Origin of the sequence: Rhodobacter viridis (assembly GCF_003217355.1) — a bacterium.
Lineage (GTDB): Bacteria > Pseudomonadota > Alphaproteobacteria > Rhodobacterales > Rhodobacteraceae > Rhodobacter > Rhodobacter viridis.
On sequence record NZ_QJTK01000020.1, the window covers coordinates 25,111 to 44,029 of the forward strand.

Here is an 18,919-nt window from a genome sequence, read left to right on the forward strand (position 1 = left end):
TTCGGGCAAGATAAATCAAGAACATTAGGGGTTTCGTAACCATGCTCGGGCAAGCTGTAGGTACGGTACAGGGAGGGATCCCGATGACCGTGCAAGGTAAAAGCGCCGCGTCTTCCCCGCGCAAGCGGCCCAAGACGCGGCGTCCCGAACCCTCTATTGCATTTATCTTGCTCCTAAATATCCCCGCCGGAGGCTCCCGCAGTTTCACCCCGCGCAGCCGGAGGAGTTCATGACATCCTTGATGATCCAGGGCGCGGGCTCGAATGTCGGCAAGTCGATGCTGGTTGCCGGTCTGTGCCGGGCGGCGCGGCGGCGGGGGCTGTCGGTGGCGCCGTTCAAGCCGCAGAACATGTCGAACAATGCCGCCGTCACCGCGGATGGCGGCGAGATCGGCCGCGCGCAGGCATTGCAGGCGCTGGCCTGCGGGCTTGAGCCGATCACCGACATGAACCCGATCCTCTTGAAGCCCGAAAGCGATGTCGGTGCGCAGGTCGTGGTGCAGGGCAAGCGGCTCACCACCACCCGGGCGCGCGACTATGCCAAGCTCAAGCCGCAGCTGATGGGCGCGGTGCTGGAGAGTTTCAACCGGCTCAAGGCGACCCATGATCTGGTGATCGTCGAGGGCGCAGGCAGCCCGGCCGAGGTCAATCTGCGCGCGGGCGACTTTGCCAACATGGGCTTTGCGCGCGCGGCCGACGTGCCCGTGGTGCTTGTCGGCGATATCGACCGCGGCGGCGTGATTGCGCAGATCGTCGGCACGCAGGCGGTGCTCGACCCCTCCGACGCCGAGATGATTTCCGGCTTTCTGATCAACAAATTCCGCGGCGATGTCACGCTGTTTGACGATGGCTATCGGCTGATCGAGAGCCGCACCGGATGGCGCGGCTTCGGCACGCTGCCGTGGTTTCCGCTTGCCCACAAGCTGCCCGCCGAGGATGCGCTCGACATTGCCTCAGGCCCCGCGACCGAGGGCACGGTGATTGCCTGCCTGACGCTGTCCCGCATCGCGAATTTCGACGATCTCGACCCGCTCGCGGCGGAGCCCGGGGTGCGGATGGTGATGGTGAAGCCGGGTCAGCCGATCCCGGCCGAGGCGCGGCTCGTCATCCTTCCGGGCTCGAAATCCACCCGCGGCGATCTGGCGTTCCTGCGCGATCAGGGCTGGGACGTGGACCTGCTGGCCCATGTCCGGCGCGGCGGCCATGTGCTCGGCATTTGCGGCGGTTATCAGATGCTCGGCCGCTCGGTCGCCGACCCCGAGGGGATCGAGGGGCCCGCGGGCACCACCCCCGGTCTTGGCCTCCTGGACGTCGAGACAGTGATGACGCCCGACAAGCGGTTGACGCGGACGAAAGCGACCCATGCGGGCAGCGGTCTGGCGGTCGAGGGCTATGAAATCCACATCGGCCGGACCGAAGGGGCCGACCGCGCGCGGCCCTTTGCCCTGATCGACGGGCAGCCCGAGGGCGCGATCTCGGCCAGTGGCAAAGTCATCGGCAGTTACCTGCATGGGCTCTTCGGCGCCGATGATTTCCGGGCCGCGTTCCTGAGCGGCCTTGGCGTTACCGCCTCGGGGCAAAGCCATGCGGCGGGGGTCGAGGACACGCTCGAGGCGCTGGCCGATCACATCGAGGCGCATCTCGACGTGACCGGATTGCTTTCGCTCGCGCGTTAACGCACGTCCCACGTGGTCGGCAGGTTTTCCTGCCAGCCCGCCCGGTGCAGAAGCGGCGTGTCATCGGTGAACTCGGGCGTGCCGATGCAGAGCCAGGCAACGAATTCCCAGTCCGGCGGCGTGTTCAGAAGCCGCTCGACCGCCTTCGGGTCCAGCACCGAGACCATGCCAAGGCCAAGGTTCTCCGCCCGCGCGGCAAGCCAGAGCGTGTGGATCGCCATCGCCGTCGATTGATGCAGCGTCACTGGCATCGAGGCGCGGCCAAGTCCGTGACCAGCGGCCGGATCGCGATGGGTGAAGACGGCCAGTTGCAGCGGCGCCTGATCGATGCCTTGCAGCTTCAGCTTCGCATAGGCCTCGGCCTGTTCGCCCGCATAGCCCTGCCCGGCCGCGTCGCGCGCGGCGTTGAAATTCGCCAGCACCTCGGCGCGGATCGCCGGGCTGTCGACCCGGATCACCCGCCAGGGCCGCGCATTGCCGACCGAAGGCGCCATGTCCATCGTCGCGCGGAGCCGCTCGATCACCTCTTCGGCGATCGGATCGGGACGGAAGTGGCGCACGTCGCGGCGCCAGCGCAGCACCTCGGTCAGCGCGTCGCGGTGGGTTTGCTCAAAGTCCATCAGTCAGTGCCTTTTCCAGTCGCATCCATTCCATCTCGCCCCCCGGCAGGCCAAGGCGCAGCCATTGGGCCGAATAGGGGAAGACCCGGCTCCAGATCTGCGCGCGGGCAAGGTGGTCCTGCGCCGCAGCCGCATCGGGCGTGGCATAGGTGCGAAACAGCGCCGTGCCGCCGACCAGCGTCCAGCCCAGACGCGCGGCCAAGGCATCCATCCGCACGGTTTCCGCGCCCAGACGCAGCGCCGTCGCCACCGCCCAGTTGCGATCGGCAAGCGCGCGGCGGCCGATCTCCAGCGCCGGGCCCGAGACCGGCCAGGGACCGGCCATTTCCGACAGCGCCGCCACCGTCGCCGCATCGGCGAAGACGAAGCCAAGCCGCAGCCCCGCCAGTCCGTAGAACTTGCCAAACGAGCGCAGCACCAGCATCCGGCGGCTGGCCTTGGCGGTGACCGAGGCCTCGGGCGAGGCATCGGCGAAGCTTTCATCGACAACAAGCCGCCCGACCTGCAGCGAAAGCGCCCGCAGCGCCGCTGCCGGATGGCGCTGGCCATCGGGGTTGTTCGGATTGACCACCACGGCCAGATCGGCCCCGGCCAAGGCGCCAAGGGTCGAGACCTCCTCGACCTGCCAGCCCGCCGCCAGAAGCGCCGCCGCATGTTCGTTGTAAGTCGGGCCAAGCACGCGCGCCCGGCCCGGCGCCCAAAGGCGCGGGATCAGCTGGATCGCCTGCTGCGCCCCGGCCAGCGCCACGCCGGGGGCCTCGGTGCCGAAGGCGGCCGACGCGGCGGCGATCAGCGCGGCCTTGGCCGTCGCGGTCGGCAGATCAGTCCAGACGCGATCGGGCAGATCGGGCACGGGCCAAGGCTGGCGGTTGATTCCGGTGGATAGATCGATCCAGTCGTCGCCGCCGTAATGAACCTTGGCTGCGTCAATGTTCCCACCGTGATCGCGGGTCATGAAAAACTCCACAAAAGGGCCACAAGGCCGATAACCAGCCCCATCCCTGCCATCGCCCGGCGGTAAAGTGCAAGCCCACGGGCGAGGTCATCGGGTGTCGGATCGGGGGCGGTGCCGTTCAGCCACGGTTCCGCGGCCACCCGGTCGGCATAGATGCGCGGCCCGGAAAGGCGAATGCCGAGCCCGCCTGCGAGAGCGGACTCGGGCCAGCCCGCATTCGGCGAGCGGTGCGACCGGGCATCGCGGAGCATCACCGCAAGGGCTTCGCCGCGGCGAGACGAGGCCAGCGCGAAGAAGAGCCCGGTCAGCCGCGCCGGGATCAGGTTCACCAGATCGTCAATGCGTGCCGAGGCCCAGCCGAACTGCTCGTAGCGCTCGGTGCGGTGACCGATCATCGAATCGAGCGTGTTGATCGCCTTGTAGGCGGCAATGCCGGGCAGGCCCGCGACGCAGCCCCAGAACAAGGGCGCGACGATGCCGTCCGAGCTGTTCTCGGCGAGGCTTTCGAGCGCGGCCCGGGCAACGCCGGGCTGATCGAGCCGCGAGGGATCGCGCCCGACGATCATCGACACGGCATGACGCGCGCCGGGCAGATCTCCGGCCAGCAGCGGTTTCGCCACGGCCGCAACGTGATCATGCATCGAGCGCAGCGCGACGAAGGGCCAGGCAAGGACGCCGCCCAGAAGGACGCCAAGCCAGCCCGCAGGCAGCCAGGTCTGCACCGAAGCCGCGATCACCGCGGTCGTGCCGATCACCGCGAGAGCCACCAGCACGCCCCGCAGGCGCCGCAGCCTTCCCTTGAAGTTCCAGCCTTTTTCGAGCCGCGCGATCAGCGCGCCGATCCAGGTGACGGGATGGCCGATGCGTTTGTACAGCGCATCGGGCCAGCCAAGCGCCAGATCGATCGCGATCGCCACCGCCATCATCGCGGCAAAGTTCATCGCCCGCCCCCCCTGATGCGCAGGATGCCGCGCCAGCCCGCCGCGCGCAAAGCCGCCTCGGCTCCCGCGGGCACCTGCCCCGGCGCAAAGATCAGCCCGCGCGCCGCCCCGGTATGCGCCCGGACCCAGCCAAGCGCGCCAAGATCCGTCGCCAACTCAGGTGCAGTCTCGACGAAGGGCCCCCGCAGCGCGCTGCACCGGGCGGCACTTTCCGAGGCGATTGCGGCATGATCGGCCAGCGTTTCGGCCCGCTGCCAGCGGGCGACAAGGTCGGTCACCTCGGGAAAGGCGCTGTCGGCGGCCTCGGTCCGGGCCGGACCGCCGCTGAAGCCGCCCAGAATTTCATAGCGCGGCAGCGCAGGCAAAAGCGCCAGTGCCCGCCCCTGCCGCGAGGCCCACAAAAGCCGCTCGGGCACGGGAAACATCAGCGGATCGGACGCCCCCTCGGCCCGCACGCAGGCCTGCGCCAGAATTTCAGGCGGACCGTCCCAGCCCGCCAGCTCGGCCAAGGCCACAAGCGAGGCGGTCGAAACCCCGGTGCCCAGCCCCGGCGCCACCACCGGGCGCAGCACGATGCGGCCGCGCAATTGCAGCCCCAAAGGCGCCAGAAACTGCCGCGCCCGCTCGGGCGTCAGCCCGGCGCCATGCAGCCTCAGCCCCGGGCCGGGACGGTAGCGCAGATCAAGGCCAAGCGCAGGCGCGGGCAAGGTCACCAGAACCACTGGCCCCTCGGCGCCGAGGCGGCCCTGCAGCCACTCGCCGAAATGGCCGGGAACATGCAAGGCACGGCTCATCCGAAGACCCGGTTCACGCCCGCGATGGACCAGAGCCCCCCCGGCACCGCGATCATCCGCGTCACCGACAGGGGCGCGACCTGAAAGGCGAGCCCCGCAGGCACGGAGCCAAGCGCGAGGGACAGCCCCGCCCGCACGACGCCCGCATGGGCGACGACGGCGATCCGACCGCCCTGCCCCGCAAGATCGCGCAGCACCGGGGCGACGCGGGCGCATTGCTCGGCGTAGCTCTCGCCGCCCGGCGGGCGATGCGTGGCAAGCTCGCCCAGCGGCATCAGACCGATGTCGGGAAGCGTTTCGAACGGGCGGTTTTCCCAGGCGCCGAAATCCTGCTCCCAAAGCCGCGGATCAAGCTGCGGCTCGACCCCGGGCCAGAGCGCCGCCGCGGTCTGCTGACAGCGCAGCGCGGGCGAGCAGATGACGCTTGCCATCCCCACCGCCGCGCGGACCTTGGCCAGCACCTCCTCGCCCGGCAGATCGCAGGGCACATCGCGCCGCCCGGCCAATCGCCCCTCGTGAACCGCGGGCGCATGGCGGATCAGCCAGAGTTCCGTCGTGACATCCGCCAACATCGTCGCATTTCTCCTTTCGGTCCGTCGCCGTTTCTGCTTTTTTCCGCCGCAAGGAACAAGAGGCAACGCGGCATGGCTTTCACCCTTCTCGTCACCGGCGGTGCCCGTTCGGGAAAAAGCACCTATGCCGAGAGCCGCACGCTGGCGCTGGGTCAGCCCGCGCATTACATCGCCACCTCGCAGATCTGGGACGAAGAGATGGCGGCGCGGATCGCGGCGCATCAGGCCAGGCGTGGGCCGGAATGGGTGACGCGGGCCGAACCTCTCGATCTTGTGACGGCGCTGCGGGAAACCGACGATGCGCCGCGACTGGTGGATTGCCTGACGCTCTGGCTGACCAACCTCATGCTCGGCGAGCATGACTGGGAGGCTGCGGCAAAGCGGCTTCTTGCGGTTCTGCCCGAACTGACGGCACCCGTCGTCTTTGTCACCAACGAGGTGGGTCTGGGCATCGTGCCCGACAACCGCCTCGCCCGTGCGTTCCGCGACAACGCGGGCCATCTCAACCAATGGGTCGCAGCGGCGGCGGACGAAGTCGTCTTCACCGTCGCGGGCCTGCCAATGAAGGTGAAATAGGTAATGCTTCAGGTCCAATCCCTTGCCGAGATCTCCACGCTGATCGACCGGCTGCCCGTCGCCGACGAGGCCATCCGCGCCGCGGCGCTCGCGCGGCAGAACAGCCTGACGAAGCCGCCGGGGTCGCTGGGCCGTCTGGAGGAACTGGCGCTGCATTGGGCGGCCTGGCGCGGCACGGTGCAACCGACGATCAAAAAGGCGCAGGCGCTTTGCTTTGCGGGCAATCACGGCATCTGCGCGCAGGGCGTGAACCCCTTCCCGCAGGAAGTGACGTTCCTGATGGTGAAGAACTTCGAGATGGGCGGCGCCGCGATCAACCAGCTGTGCCGCGCGGCGGGTGCCGATCTGCAGGTGATCGCGCTGGACCTTGATCATCCGACGCAGGACTTCACGCAAGGCCCGGCAATGACCGAGGCCGAGACGGTGGCGGCGTTGAACACCGGCGCGGCGGCGGTCGATACCACGGCCGATGCGCTGATCATCGGCGAGATGGGGATCGGCAACTCGACCATCGCGGCGGCGCTGGCGGCGGCGGTCTATGGCGGCACCGCCAAGGATTACGTCGGCCCCGGCACCGGGTCCGATGCGGCCGGGATCGCGCGCAAGATCGCGGCGATCGACAAGGGTCTGGCGCTGCATGGCGGTCTGGGCGGCATGGAAACCCTCGCCGCGCTTGGCGGGCGCGAGATCGCCGCGATGTGCGGCGCGGTTCTGGGCGCGCGCGCGGCGGGGATCCCGGTCATTCTCGATGGCTTCATCTCGACTGCCGCCGTCTCGACCCTCTTCAAGGTCGATCCGCGGCTTCTCGATCACTGCGTCGTCGGCCATACCTCGGCCGAGCCGGGGCATCAGAAGGTGCTGTCGACGATGGGCAAGCGCGCGCTGCTGCAAATGGAGATGCGTCTGGGCGAAGGCACCGGCGCGGCGCTGGCGCTCGGTATCGTGCGGGCGGCGCTTGAATGCCACAACGGCATGGTGACCTATGCCGAAGCGGGCATCACCGCCTGATGGAGCGGGGCTGGATCAAGGCGCGGCTGAGCGAGGCGCATCTGGCGGTGGTGCTGCTCACGCGCCTGCCGATGCCGCGCCTGCCCGATCCGGCGCCGAGCCTGCCGCGCTCGGTCTGGGCCTATCCCTTGGCCGGGCTGGTGGTGGGGGCGATGTCCGCCCTCGCCCTTTTCGTCACGATGGCGCTGGACCTGCCGCCCGCTTTGGCGGCGGGTCTTGCGGTGACGGTGCAGGTTTTCCTGACCGGCGCGCTGCACGAAGACGGGCTTGCCGATGTGGCCGATGGCTTCTGGGGCGGGCGCGAGGTGGCGCGACGGCTCGAAATCATGCGCGACAGCCGCATCGGCTCCTACGGGGTCGCGGCGCTGGTGCTGTCGCTTGGGCTGCGCTGGCAGGGCGTCGCGGCGCTGGCCGCGGCTTCGCCCGCGCTGGCGATGGCCGGGCTGATCGGGCTTGCGATGCTCTCGCGCGCGGCCTGTGGTGTGCTGATGGCGGCGCTGCCCGCGGCGCGGGCCGATGGCATGGGGCGCATCGCCTCGGGTGCGGCGTGGAACCGGGTGATCGCAGGCGTGGCCCTTGGGGTCGGCGCGGCGCTCGGGCTCGGTCTGCCGGTCGTCTCGCTGCTGATCGTGCAGGGCGCGCTGGTCTTCGGGCTTGCGCAGGTCGCGAAAGCCAAGATCGGCGGGCAGACCGGCGACGTTCTGGGCACGGCGCAGCAACTGGCCGAAATCGGCGGCTGGCTGGTTCTGGCGGCGGTCTTCGCCTGAGGCTCAGGCGACGCGCAACCCTGCACTCGGCCGCGGATCAACAAGCCGCAGCCCCCGCCGCAAGGCCAAAGGCCGGGCAAGCGGGCCATAGACCGTCGCCGCCTCCTGCGACCCGAGGACAACGCCGGCAAGCCACGGCTGCGCCTGCGCAATCGACAGCCGCGCCGCAGGCCCGAGTGCGGCCAGCGCCAGCGGTCCGGGGTAAAGCGACTCGCAGGCGAGCCCGTTCGCGGTCAGAATGCCGTGCCGCTCCAGCAGGATGTGGTGATAGCTCACCCGCCGCTTGCCGCGCGCGATGCGAAAGCGCGGGTCGTGCAGCTCGGCCAGATGCCGCGCCCGCACCAGACGCTCGCCCTGATCGGTCTCGGCCAGCACCGCATGCTGCGGCGAGACGAGAAGCGCCCCGTGCCGACCGAGCGCATTTTCGCGGATCGCGACCGGCAGCAGCCCCGGCTCGGCGGCGAGCTCGGCCGGGCCAAGCACGCGCCCACCCGCCCAAAGCACCGGCACCGCCCCGCGATCGCGGCTGCTCACCAGATCGCCCGGACGCAAGCTCTCGACCGGAACCGGGCCGCGCGGCGTCTCGATCAGGGTTCCGGCGGTGAAACAGGGCACGCCCATCGCATGCAGCAGCGAGCGGCTGATTTCCGAAAAGGTCATCCCGGCCAGCGTGATCACCGGCCCGCCGGTGACAGTCGGGAAGGTGATCACCGCATTGCCATTGGCATCGGTGCCGATCACCGCATCGTCCCAGTTCACCGGCTTGCCCTGAGCGTCGTAAAGCCCCGAGACGTCGAGCTGATCGAGCGTATGGCCATTGACCAGCGTCATGTCGAAATCGGTGATCCGGTCGGCGCCGCTCGTGCCGTCGAAGGCAAAGATATCCGCGCCGCTGCCGCCGGTCAGCGTGTCCGCCCCGGTGCCGCCTGCCAGCACATCATTGCCGGTGCCGCCGCTCAGACTGTCGGCGCCGTCGCCGCCGCGCAGGGTGTCGTTGCCCGCATCGCCGTAAAGCGTGTCATCGCCGGTGCCGCCAAGCACCGAGTCGTTGTCATCGCCGCCATAGAGGATGTCGTTGCCGCCGCGCCCGTCGATCGTGTCGTTGCCGCCGCCGCCGTAGAAGATGTTCGTGTAGATGTCGGCGCCGCTGTAGGACGCCCCGTCGAAGCCGATCAGAAGATCGCCGTAAGACGAGCCGATGACGCCGTCGACGCTGGTCAGGGTGTCGCCCGCCGCATCGCCGCCCGACGCGGTCCAGTTCGTCAGATCGATCGACACCGCCCCCGAGGAGGCCGAGTAATCGGCATAATCCATCCCCGAGCCGCCGATGATGCTGTCCGCCCCGGCCCCGCCCGCCAGCGTGTCATCGCCCGCGCCGCCATCAAGCGTGTCGGAGCCAAGACCGCCGAGGATCAGGTCGTTGCCGTCATTGCCGCTCAGCCGGTCATTGCCCGCGCCGCCATCAATGCTGTCGTTGCCCGCATTGCCGGTCACGGTGTCATTGCCCGCCCCGGCGCGGATCGTGTCATTGCCCGCGCCGCCCACCAGCGACGAGGCCGCCGAAGACGCATAGCCCGTGCTGGCCAGACCGCTGTAAAGCTGGCCGGTCGCGGTCGTCGCAGCGCTGCCCGTGACCGTCATCACGACACCCGGCGTCAGCGCCGAGGTCGAGACATAGCCCACCAGCGTATTGCCGACATAGACATCGTAGATCTTTGCCGTCGTGCCCGCGGTCGTGGTGAAGCTGTAGGCCGTGCCCAGCCGCACCGCGCCCGAGGCAAGCACCGCGCCCGAGGCGCTCGTCACCACCGCGGTCTGGTTGGTGTCGAGCTGACTCGTCGCGGAGCCGCTGAAATATTGATCATTGTCGGTGACGGTGATCGTGATCGCCTGCGCGGCCGATTCGTAGCCCGCATCCAGCGCAAAGGTCGACCCGCCCGCGGTCGTGATCGACGCGGCGGCATAGCCCCCGATCGTGTAAGTCGCCATCGTTCTGCCCGTATGCAGGTCTGATGCCTGCTTTGCCTCAGCCGGGGCTTCTGCCCCCCGGTGCCGCCCGTGCCTGCGATGCGACCCGATTGTCTGTGTTAACGTCCTGCGTTAACGATAACTAAATAAATATGGCGAAAGTGAGGCAACGTCCGCAACACCCTCAGCGGGCGGGAAAATTTCCGAATGGGGTTGCAGGTGTCGTGGGGTCAGGCGGGAAGCGCGCGGCTCATGACGACAGCGGTGATCGGGCAGACCGAGCTTGCCTGTTTCGAGGCAAGGACGGGCGGCGGCACCTCGTAGCGGGCGCGGGCGCGGAACCCGCGATGCGAGAAGAACTGCGCCGCATGTTTGGTGAAAAGCCAGGCATCGCTGGCCCCTGCGGCGGCCACCGTCGCCAGAAGCGTGGTCAGCATCGCCGAGCCGATGCCGTGACCGCGCGCGGGTTCAGCCACGACCATCGAGCGGATCAACGCGTGACCGTCGAGCATCTCATAGCCGCCATAGCCACAGATCGCCCCGGAAGCATCTGTGAAGGCAAGGAAATTCCGGCCGGGATCGGCCAGATCCTCGGTCGGGAGCCGGGCCGCGGTCAGCGCCTCGACCAGCCCCGGATCTGCGCCGGGGATCGGTTTCGCAGTCAGTTCGGGCAGGACCATGACCTCCGGCATCGGGCGGCTCCTGTGACAAGGGGGGATGCGGAAAAAAGTCCAACTCGGGTCGCGGCAAGGGGGCGACTGGCGACGAGACGGAAGGCCCGATAGCGGTCCATTGCGAAACACCCGTGCAGACTGTGACGATTGTGCGACTGCGACGGGACAGGGTCAAGCGCTCAATATATCAACTCTCGGTTGCAGTTAATGCAAGGCCATCGACGACCGCGGTGAAAGCGTCGCCCTGGGCCTGTCGCGCCTGCGGGAAAGCGGCGGCGACGGCATCCGACACGAGACCCATCAGGCTCGAGCCGCCGACAAGGATCGCGGTCTCGACCGCGGGGGGCGCGATCGACGCCAGACGGCAGGTCTCGGCCAGAGCCGCATCGAGGTCTGCGCGGGCGCGGGTCAGCGCGGCGGCCATCGAGGCCGCGTCGATCTCGGCATAAAGGCCGCGCTCGATCTTGCCCATGCGGATCATCGCGCCCGGCTTGCCCGCATTCGCTTCGATCTTGCCGCGCTCGACGGCAAAGGCGAGATCATGGCCCAGCTCGTCCTCGATCACCCGCGCCAGCCGCGCGATCGGGCGCGGCTCGACGGCGAATTTCGCCAGATGCGCCACCGCGTTGCGGGTCTCGCGGGTGTAGAGAAAAGGGATCTTCGCCCAGGTCGCCAGATCGACGAAAATCTCGTTCGGCATCGGCAGAAGGCCCGGGCCGAATTCGCGCTTCAGCTGCCCGCCCTGCCCCAGATGCGGCATCACATGGTCAAGCGCGATGGCGCGGTCGAAATCGGTGCCGCCCAGCCGGATGCCGTGGCTGGCAAGGATCTCGATCCGGCCCGCATGGCTGCGAAACAGCGAAAAGTCCGAGGTGCCGCCGCCGATATCGACGATCAGCCCCAGCGTCGCGCCGCTGAGACTGGCCGAGGCGCGGGCAGCCGCTTCGGGTTCGGGACAAAAGCCGATCTCGGTGAAGCCCGCCGCGGCAAGGCAGGCGCGCAGGTCTTCGGCCGCTTTCGCATCGCGGGCGGGATCGGCGTGGAAATGCACCGGACGGCCAGAGAGGACGCGGGTGAACGTCACGCCCGTCTGCGCCTCGGCCCGCGCCTTGGTTTCGCGCAGGAAGGCGGTGACGACATCGGCCAAAGTGCGGCGACGGCCGCCGATCGGGCGGGCCTCGTGAAAGAGCGGCGTGCCCAGAACGCTTTTCAGCGCCCGCATGAACCGCCCCTCCTCGCCCGCCACCAGCGCGGCGACGGCCTCGGCGCCGATCCGCATCGGGCCGGTCTCGGAGGGGAAGAAGACCGCGGTGGGCAGCGTGTCGGCCGTGCCATCCAGCGTCAGGCGGCGCAGGCGGCCGTCCTGCACGATGGCGGCGGCGGAGTTCGAGGTGCCGAAGTCAATTGCAAGGGTCAGGTCGGTCATCGCGGGGCCCATGAAAGCAAAGCAGGCCCGCTACAGGGTTTCGGCCGCGCTGGCAAGGGGCCGCGCGGCCGAGGGGATCAGAGCAGGAAGTCACCCGCGGTCAGCGTGCCAAGGCTGACGTTGTCGAGCGTGACGCGGAAGCCGTCGAAATCGATCACCACCGCCCGGCCCGATTGCGTCAGGTGCCCGCTCAGATCGGCAAAGCTGTCGAGCCCGGCAAAAGCGGTCAGGTCGATATCGTCGCTGCCCGCGCGGAAATCGGTGATCCGATCCGCGGCGTCGGCGCTCGTGAAGACGAAGACATCATTGCCGAGCCCCCCGGCAAGCGTATCGGCGCCCGATCCGGCGGTCAGGGTGTCGTTCCCGGACCCGGCACTGATCCAGTCGTTCCCCTCTCCGGCAAGGATCAGGTCATTGCCCGACCCGGCGGCGATGCGGTCATTGCCCGCCCCGCCCGAGATCGTGTCGGCATTCGAGGCGCTGTCGCCAGTGGCGGTGTAGCTGTCATTGCCCGCGCCAAGGGTGACCAGATCGTTGCCGCTGGTGTCGGTGACGACATCCGCCCCGGCGCCCCCCGTCAGCGTGTCATTGCCGGTGCCGCCCGCCAGTCGCCCCCCCGCCTCCGAGGCCGTCAGGGCGTCGTCGCCCGCGCCGCCATCCAGCGAGTCATTGCCGCCAAGGCTCGTCATCACCTCGTTGCCGTTTCCGCCCATGACCGTATCGGACTCGGCGGCGGTGCTGTCGATGAACTGATCGTTGCCCCCGCCCAGATCGATGCGATCGCTGCCGGTGCCCCCGTCCACACTGTCGTTGCCGTCGCCCGCGGTGATCGTGTCATTCCCGGCGCCGCCCAGAAGCGTGTCGTCGCCCTCGTTGCCGGTCAGCCGGTCATTGCCCGCGCCGCCATCGACGCTGTCCGCCCCCGCTCCGGTCGCGATCGCATCATTGCCGTCGCCCCCCAGCACGGTATCGGCATTCGTCGCGGTGTCGCCGGTGCCGGTGTAGCTGTCATTGCCCGCGCCGAGCGTGATCAGATCGTTGCCGCCCGCATCTTTCATCGTGTCGATCCCGCTGCCGCCGATCAGCGTGTCATTGCCAAGCCCGCCCGTGAGCGCGCAGCCCGCGGCAGAGGCGGTCAGGCTGTCGTTCCCGGCGCCGCCATCCAGGCTGTCGCGCCCGCCCGTGCTGGTCAGCACGTCATTGCCGAGCCCGCCCAGAACCGTGTCGGCGCCCGCATCCGTGCCGTCGGTGAAAAGATCGTCGCCCGCGCCAAGGTCGATCGCGTCGCTGTCCGCACCGCCAAGGACGGTGTCGTTGCCGTCGCCCGAGGCTATGCCATCGCGCCCGGCGCCGCCGTTGAGCACGTCATTGCCCGCGCTGGCGAAAATGCGGTCATTGCCGTCACCGCCAAAGACGCTGTCGCCCATCGTCGCGTCGTCGCCGCTGGCCGTGTAGCTGTCATTGCCCGCCCCGAGATCGACGATATCGATGCCGCCTGCGTCGCTGACCGTGTCGGCCCCGATGCCGCCCGTCATCGTGTCGTTCCCCGTCCCCCCGGAGACGATGCAACTTGCCGGGCCCGCCATCAGGACATCGTCGCCGTCGTCGCCATAAAGCCGGTCCGAGCCGCCGCGGCTGATCAGCCTGTCGTTGCCGCTGCCGCCCCAGACCTGGTCGGCGCCGCTGTCGAGGCCGTCAACGAAGACGTCATTGCCCCCCGCCAGGGTGATCAGGTCGTTGCCGGTTCCGCCGATGATGCTGTCGTCTCCGGCCGCGCCCGAAAGGCTGTCGTTGCCCTCGCGCCCGTCGATCGTGTCGGCGCCGTCGCCGCCGGTCAGCGTGTCGCTGCCGGTCGTGCCCTGCAGGGTCTGCCCGGCGTCGCCCGAGCCGCCGCCCGACCCGGCGGTGAACAGGAAATGGGTCGGATCGAGCATCGAGGTGACCAGACCCGCCAGCAGGATGGTGCCTTCGGCAGTGGCGATGCTCACCCCGTCGGCCGTATCTGTCATCAGCGCGAGCAGCGCCGTCCAGTCGGCGATCTGCGTCAGCGCGGAAATGTCGATGTAATCGACGATGGCAACGAAATCGCTGACCGTATCCGACCCGAAACCGGTGGCGAACAAGAAGATGTCCTGCCCCTCGCCGCCGGTCAGCAGATCGTCGCCCGCATCGCCCGCAAGCTGGTCGTTGCCCGCCGCGCCCGAGAGCGTGTCATCGCCCGCGCCGCCCGAAACCGTGTCATTGCCGCCGCCCCCGTCAAGCTGGTTGCCGACGCTGTTGCCGGTGAGCCGATCCGCGCCCGCTCCGGTGCGCAGGTTCTCGATCACCGTGCCGGTGTAGAGCACCATGTTGCCGCGCTGCCCGAACAGATCCGAGACCGCCCCGGGCGTCAGATCGACCCGCGCCGCCTCGGAGCGGTCGGAAACATCGAGCGTGTCGATCCCGTCGGTATCGATCAGCGTGAAGGCGACATTGGCGCGGTGGTTGGTCGTGCCGAGAAAGTCGAGCGCGTCACCCGCGGTCGAGCCCGCGCCATAGGTGGTGTCGCCGCCATGCACCGCGATGGGCGTGCCATAAAGCGTGCGCATCGCCGCGATGTCGAAGGCCATCGGCGTCAGCAGATAGGCAAAGGTGGCATTGGTGTTCGGGTTCTCGTTTTGCGAGAAATACGACATGATCGAGGTCTGCCAGCTGTCGTTGGCATAAAGCGCATCGCGCGAAAAGCTGGCCGAGCCGTTGTAATTGCCGGTATGCCCAAGGCCAAGCGCATGGCCGATCTCGTGCACATAGGTCTGATAGCTGTAGCTGCCGATCGTGCCGCCATAGCTGTTGAACCAGGACGAAGACACGTTGACCATGGCCGAGGTCATGTTCACGCCCGTGCCCTGCATCGAGGTATAGGCCCCGGCGGCGCTGTTCTGGAAGGCGATCTGCCCACCCGTTGCGGTCTGCACGAAGGTGATCCCGGCCAGGGCACCCCAGCTGTCAAGGGCGGCCTCGATCAGCGTGCGTTCGGGCGTGCTCAACCCAGCCGAGAAGGAATAGGTCAGGCTGCGTGAAACGGTCAGGTTCCACCCGTAGGTATAGCCTCCGAAATAGCCGCGGATGATCTGGTTGACCGCCTGGTCTTCGGTGAAGGTGGGAAGGGTCATCCGGGCACTCCTGCTCAGGCGCGTTTGAAACGCGGCAAATTGCAGACCGGCGCGTCGGTCTGCGAGGGATCGAGGAACAAGGGGCGCGTTCGGCGCAACGGGAAGTCTGGGCCTTCATGGCCTCCGGAGGATCCGCTTCCAGACCCCAGAGATAGCGGCTGCACCGGAGGTCCAGCAAGGGCCTGAAACCGGAAACTCCCCTTTACTTTCTGTTACTTGGTGAAGATTTTCTTAACATCGCCAGCCAGCCGGGGGCGGCATTCACGATTGCGGCGCCCGCGTGGCGGGGCCACGTCGGAGCTGCGGCGGCGGGGCGAGATGACGGCCGAAGCACGGCGCGTCGACGGCGCGCGCTCGGGCGACGGACAGGGGCTGCGGCCGATTCGACTCACCGAAGGCCATTGGAACGGGGCCGCGCCGAAAAGGTCGCGGCCCCCGCCTTGGTTCAGAAGATCACGAAGTCGGCGTTGCTCAGATCAAGCCCCGCCGACAGCGCGGCGAACTGTACGCGCGCGCCTGCGCCGGTGCCATCGGCATCGAACCACAGCCGCCCGGTGTCGATCTCGTAGATGATCCGGTCGGAGGCATCCGCGGCCTGCCCCGACAGGTTCTCGGCAAAGGCCGTGGCGGCAAGCCGTCCGTCGGCAAGCCCGGTGAAGATCGCGCCGGAGAGCCGGATCACGTCGGTGCCCGAGACGAAATCGGCGATCCGGTCGATGTTGCCGGGCGAGAGCGCGGTCGAGAAGATGAAGCTGTCCGCCCCCGCCCCGCCGATGAGCACATCCGCGCCGAGCCCGCCATCGAGCCGGTTCGCCGCGTCATTGCCGGTCAGGCAGTTGCGCAGATCGTTGCCGGTGGCATTGGCCGCCGTGCCGTCGAGCGTCAGGTTCTCGACGAAGCTCAGCCCGACCGAAGTGGCAAGGCTGAAGCTGATCGTGGCAACGACCGTATCGACGCCGCCCGCATCGACGCTGCTCGACTGGGTCGTGGTCTCGAAGACGCGGTCCGAGAGCGCGCCCACGAAATAGAGGTCATTGCCCGCACCGCCAAGCATCCGGTCGGCCCCGGCATCGCCCTGCAGCGTGTCGGCCCCGGTCCCGCCCGTGATCAGGTCGTTGCCCGCCCCGCCCTCGAGGAAGTTCGCCGCGCTGTTGCCGGTGATCGTATTGGCGAGCGCATTGCCGGTGCCATTGATCGCCGCGCGCCCGACCAGCACCAGCGCCTCGACATATTGCGTCCCATCCGCATTCAGCGTCGTGCTGACCGAGGCCCGCACCGTGTCGATGCCGCCCGGATCGATGCCGGACATCGGGCCAAGGATCTCGGTCACCTGATCGGTGGCGTCATCGACGATGTAAAGATCATTGCCCGCCGCGCCGATCATCAGATCGCCCCCGGCACCGCCGTCGAGCGTGTCATCGCCCGACCCTCCGGCAAGCGTGTCATTGCCCAGCCCGCCCAGCAGGCTGTCGTTGCCCGTATCGCCCTCGACCACATCATCGCCCAGACCGCCGTCGATCGTGTCATCGCCCAGATCGCCATGCAGCGTGTTGCGGCCGTCATTGCCAAGGATCAGGTTCGACAGCGCATTGCCGAAACCGGCCAGATCCGCCGTGCCGGTCAGGATCAGCGTCTCGACCTCGGTGGCGCCGCCCATCGTCAGCGCGTAATTGTCCGAGCTCGAAATCGTGTCGAGACCACCCGCGGCGAGTTCAAGCACGGTGTCATAGCCGGAATCGACCATGAAGAGATCGTTGCCACCGCCGCCGATGAGCGAGTCATAGCCGGAGCCGCCAATCAGCGTGTCATTGCCAAAGCCGCCCGAAAGCGTGTCATTGCCCGCCGCCCCGTCCAGCACATTGGCGCCACTGGTGCCGGTGATCCTGTTGGCGATCGCATTGCCGGTGCCATTGATCGCCGCGGTCCCGGTCAGGACCAGCACCTCGACGAAGTCGATCGCGGCAAGGCTGTAGTCGACCCCCGCCCGCACCGTGTCGGTGCCGCCCATGTCGAGCCCGTGGATATTGGTCTCGCTCACGGTGTCCGTGGCGTCGACAATGTAGGTGTCGTTCCCGGCGTCGCCGGTCAGGCTGTCTGCTCCGGCGCCGCCCGAAAGCAGGTCATCACCGGTGCCGCCGTACAGCGTGTCGATCCCCGCGTCGCCATTCAGGGTGTCGTCATCCGCCCCGGCGGAGAGGAAGTCATTGCCCGTACCGCCCGACAGCAGATCGCGGCCGTCGCCCCCATCCAGACCGTCATTTCCCGCGTCGCCCTGAATCGTGTCATCATCCGCCCCGCCCAGAAGCAGGTCGCCGCCAACGCCCCCCGCGAGGCTGTCATTGCCCGCCCCGCCATCGAGCGTGTCCATGTCCTGCGGGTTGGCCGCGTTGCTGATGCCGCCGATCAGCGTATCGGCACCATCGCCCCCCGAAAGACTGTCCCGGCCCTCGCGGCCATCCAGCCGGTTCGCTCCGGCATCGCCGATCAGAAGGTCGCTGCCCCCGGTGCCATTGACATTCTCGATGCCGGAAATCGTGTCGGAGCCGATGTAGAACCAGCCGTCATTGGCGGTTCCCGCGCCCAGATCGACCACCAGACCGTTGCGGAAATAGCCGAGCGTCAGATCGGTATAGTCCAGCGTGTCGATCCCGTCACCGCCGTCGATCTGATCGCCCTCAGGCCCAAGCCCGCCGCGCAGCACGTCATCGCCCGCGCCGCCCTGCAGCGTGTCGGCGCCGCCCCCCCCCTCGAGCGTGTCATTGCCCGCCCCGCCAAGCAGCGCATCGTCGCCCGCCAGCGCCTGAATGAGATCGTCGCCCGCAAGCCCGGCCAGCGTCTCGCCCAGAGCAGTGCCAAGGAGCGTGTCCCCCGCCGCCGAGGCCAGCGAAAGATCGAAATCCGCATAGGAAAGCGCGGTGACCTCCGGAAAAATCATGCTTGCCGGCAGGGGCGGGTTGGTACGCATGAAGTTCATGAGCTCATCGGGCGTGGCGAAAGCGGGCAGCGGCGCGCCGGCGACGACGATCAGTGCGGTGTCGACCGTCGTGGTCAGCCCGTCGATCACCTGACGCTGAAACGAAAGCACCAAGGCCACCTTGTCATCCCAGAGGATGCTGACCAGTCGCGGTGTCAGCTCGCTCGCCGCCAGCGACAGCTCGGTTCCGTCCGGCAGCGGGATCGTGGCTGTCACCCCCGCGAAATCCGCCAGATCAAGCACGTCATCCTGCGCGGTGAAGCCGGTCACCTCGTCGCCCGTCAGAAGGCTCGCAACCCCGGTGCAAATCGCGGAACTGGTGCCTGCAGGCGCGGTGACGCTGATGGAATAGACAAGAGTATCAAAAGCATAATAACCGGACATGGTTTCCTCCCGTTCCGTTCGGAGCAGGGATAAACCGCCCCCGAGGGGCGTCCATGACAACGGTCAAATTCTGCGACGGGCGCCCTGCGGCGCAGGGTCACCCCCTGACGCGCTCACGCATCCCGACCCTTTCGGATCGGGTCGGTGAGCAGGCGCAGGCCGTTGAGCACGACGAGCACCGTGCCGCCCTCATGGCCGATCACCGCGATCGGCAGCGGCAGGTGGAAGAACAGGCCCGTCACGACAAGAACCGTCATCGCCCCCATCGCGAAAATCAGGTTCTGCCGGATGATCCGCACCGTGCGCCGCGCCAGCCGATGCGCCTCGGCCAGACGCGCGATGTCATCGGCCAGAAGCGCCACATCGGCCGCCTGCAGCGCGACCTCCGAGCCCGCCGCGCCCATCGCGATCCCCACATCCGCCCGCGCCAGCG

At 68.3% G+C, this 18,919-nt stretch carries 14 protein-coding genes and 1 pseudogene; 4 read left to right on the forward strand and 11 right to left on the reverse strand.

Annotated features, from left to right (window positions below):
* The first annotated feature begins 229 nt into the window (after positions 1-229).
* On the forward strand, positions 230-1,675 hold the full coding sequence (locus C8J30_RS16715) for a cobyric acid synthase (RefSeq protein WP_110807034.1): 1,446 nt from the start codon (positions 230-232) through the stop codon (positions 1,673-1,675).
* Here the strand turns inward: C8J30_RS16715 and bluB are convergent.
* The 5 genes from bluB to C8J30_RS16740 are packed head-to-tail and all read right to left on the reverse strand — an operon-like array spanning position 1,672 to position 5,557.
* Complete coding sequence (gene bluB, locus C8J30_RS16720) at positions 1,672-2,295, reverse strand: 5,6-dimethylbenzimidazole synthase (protein ID WP_110807036.1); 624 nt, start codon at positions 2,293-2,295, stop codon at positions 1,672-1,674. The two genes, C8J30_RS16715 and bluB, sit on opposite strands and share 4 nt — an antisense overlap.
* On the reverse strand, positions 2,285-3,250 hold the full coding sequence (gene cobD / locus C8J30_RS16725; protein WP_110807037.1) for a threonine-phosphate decarboxylase CobD: 966 nt from the start codon (positions 3,248-3,250) through the stop codon (positions 2,285-2,287). Before cobD ends, bluB begins: the two co-directional genes overlap by 11 nt.
* Positions 3,247-4,191: an adenosylcobinamide-phosphate synthase CbiB gene (gene cbiB / locus C8J30_RS16730; protein ID WP_110807039.1), complete on the reverse strand. Its 945-nt coding sequence runs from the start codon at positions 4,189-4,191 to the stop codon at positions 3,247-3,249. The genes cobD and cbiB overlap by 4 nt, the downstream gene beginning before the upstream one ends.
* Entirely contained in the window at positions 4,188-4,985 is a 798-nt protein-coding gene (locus C8J30_RS16735) for a propanediol utilization protein (RefSeq protein ID WP_110807041.1), read from the reverse strand. The genes cbiB and C8J30_RS16735 overlap by 4 nt, the downstream gene beginning before the upstream one ends.
* The gene (locus tag C8J30_RS16740; RefSeq protein WP_110807043.1) at positions 4,982-5,557 is read right to left on the reverse strand and encodes a histidine phosphatase family protein; all 576 of its coding nucleotides are present in this window, start codon (positions 5,555-5,557) and stop codon (positions 4,982-4,984) included. Before C8J30_RS16740 ends, C8J30_RS16735 begins: the two co-directional genes overlap by 4 nt.
* 72 nt (positions 5,558-5,629) lie before the next feature.
* Between C8J30_RS16740 and cobU the strand changes: the two genes are divergently transcribed.
* From cobU to C8J30_RS16755, 3 genes are read left to right on the forward strand one after another with little or no spacing between them, the layout of a single operon-like run.
* On the forward strand, positions 5,630-6,133 hold the full coding sequence (cobU, locus tag C8J30_RS16745) for a bifunctional adenosylcobinamide kinase/adenosylcobinamide-phosphate guanylyltransferase (protein ID WP_110807045.1): 504 nt from the start codon (positions 5,630-5,632) through the stop codon (positions 6,131-6,133).
* A gap of 3 nt (positions 6,134-6,136) precedes the next feature.
* Entirely contained in the window at positions 6,137-7,141 is a 1,005-nt protein-coding gene (gene cobT, locus C8J30_RS16750; RefSeq protein ID WP_110807047.1) for a nicotinate-nucleotide--dimethylbenzimidazole phosphoribosyltransferase, read from the forward strand.
* On the forward strand, positions 7,141-7,908 hold the full coding sequence (locus tag C8J30_RS16755; RefSeq protein WP_110807049.1) for an adenosylcobinamide-GDP ribazoletransferase: 768 nt from the start codon (positions 7,141-7,143) through the stop codon (positions 7,906-7,908). Before cobT ends, C8J30_RS16755 begins: the two co-directional genes overlap by 1 nt.
* 3 nt (positions 7,909-7,911) lie before the next feature.
* Here C8J30_RS16755 and C8J30_RS16760 read toward each other — a convergent pair whose 3' ends face one another.
* From C8J30_RS16760 to C8J30_RS16785, 6 genes and pseudogenes are all read right to left on the reverse strand, one after another.
* On the reverse strand, positions 7,912-9,897 hold the full coding sequence (locus C8J30_RS16760; RefSeq protein WP_110807051.1) for a Hint domain-containing protein: 1,986 nt from the start codon (positions 9,895-9,897) through the stop codon (positions 7,912-7,914).
* A gap of 209 nt (positions 9,898-10,106) precedes the next feature.
* Positions 10,107-10,568, reverse strand: coding sequence for an arsenic resistance N-acetyltransferase ArsN2 (gene arsN2 / locus C8J30_RS16765; protein WP_110807053.1), 462 nt, complete (start codon positions 10,566-10,568; stop codon positions 10,107-10,109).
* Between the two features lie 169 nt (positions 10,569-10,737).
* Positions 10,738-11,976 carry an Hsp70 family protein gene (locus C8J30_RS16770; protein ID WP_110807064.1) on the reverse strand — a complete coding sequence of 413 codons (1,239 nt, stop codon included), beginning with the start codon at positions 11,974-11,976 and terminating at the stop codon, positions 10,738-10,740.
* Positions 11,977-12,053: 77 nt separating this feature from the next.
* Complete coding sequence (locus C8J30_RS19275; protein ID WP_110807055.1) at positions 12,054-15,128, reverse strand: M10 family metallopeptidase; 3,075 nt, start codon at positions 15,126-15,128, stop codon at positions 12,054-12,056.
* A 445-nt stretch (positions 15,129-15,573) separates the two neighbouring features.
* Positions 15,574-18,486: a beta strand repeat-containing protein gene (locus C8J30_RS16780; protein WP_110807057.1), complete on the reverse strand. Its 2,913-nt coding sequence runs from the start codon at positions 18,484-18,486 to the stop codon at positions 15,574-15,576.
* A gap of 113 nt (positions 18,487-18,599) precedes the next feature.
* Positions 18,600-18,919, reverse strand: a pseudogene (locus C8J30_RS16785) (cation-transporting P-type ATPase); the annotation flags it as partial.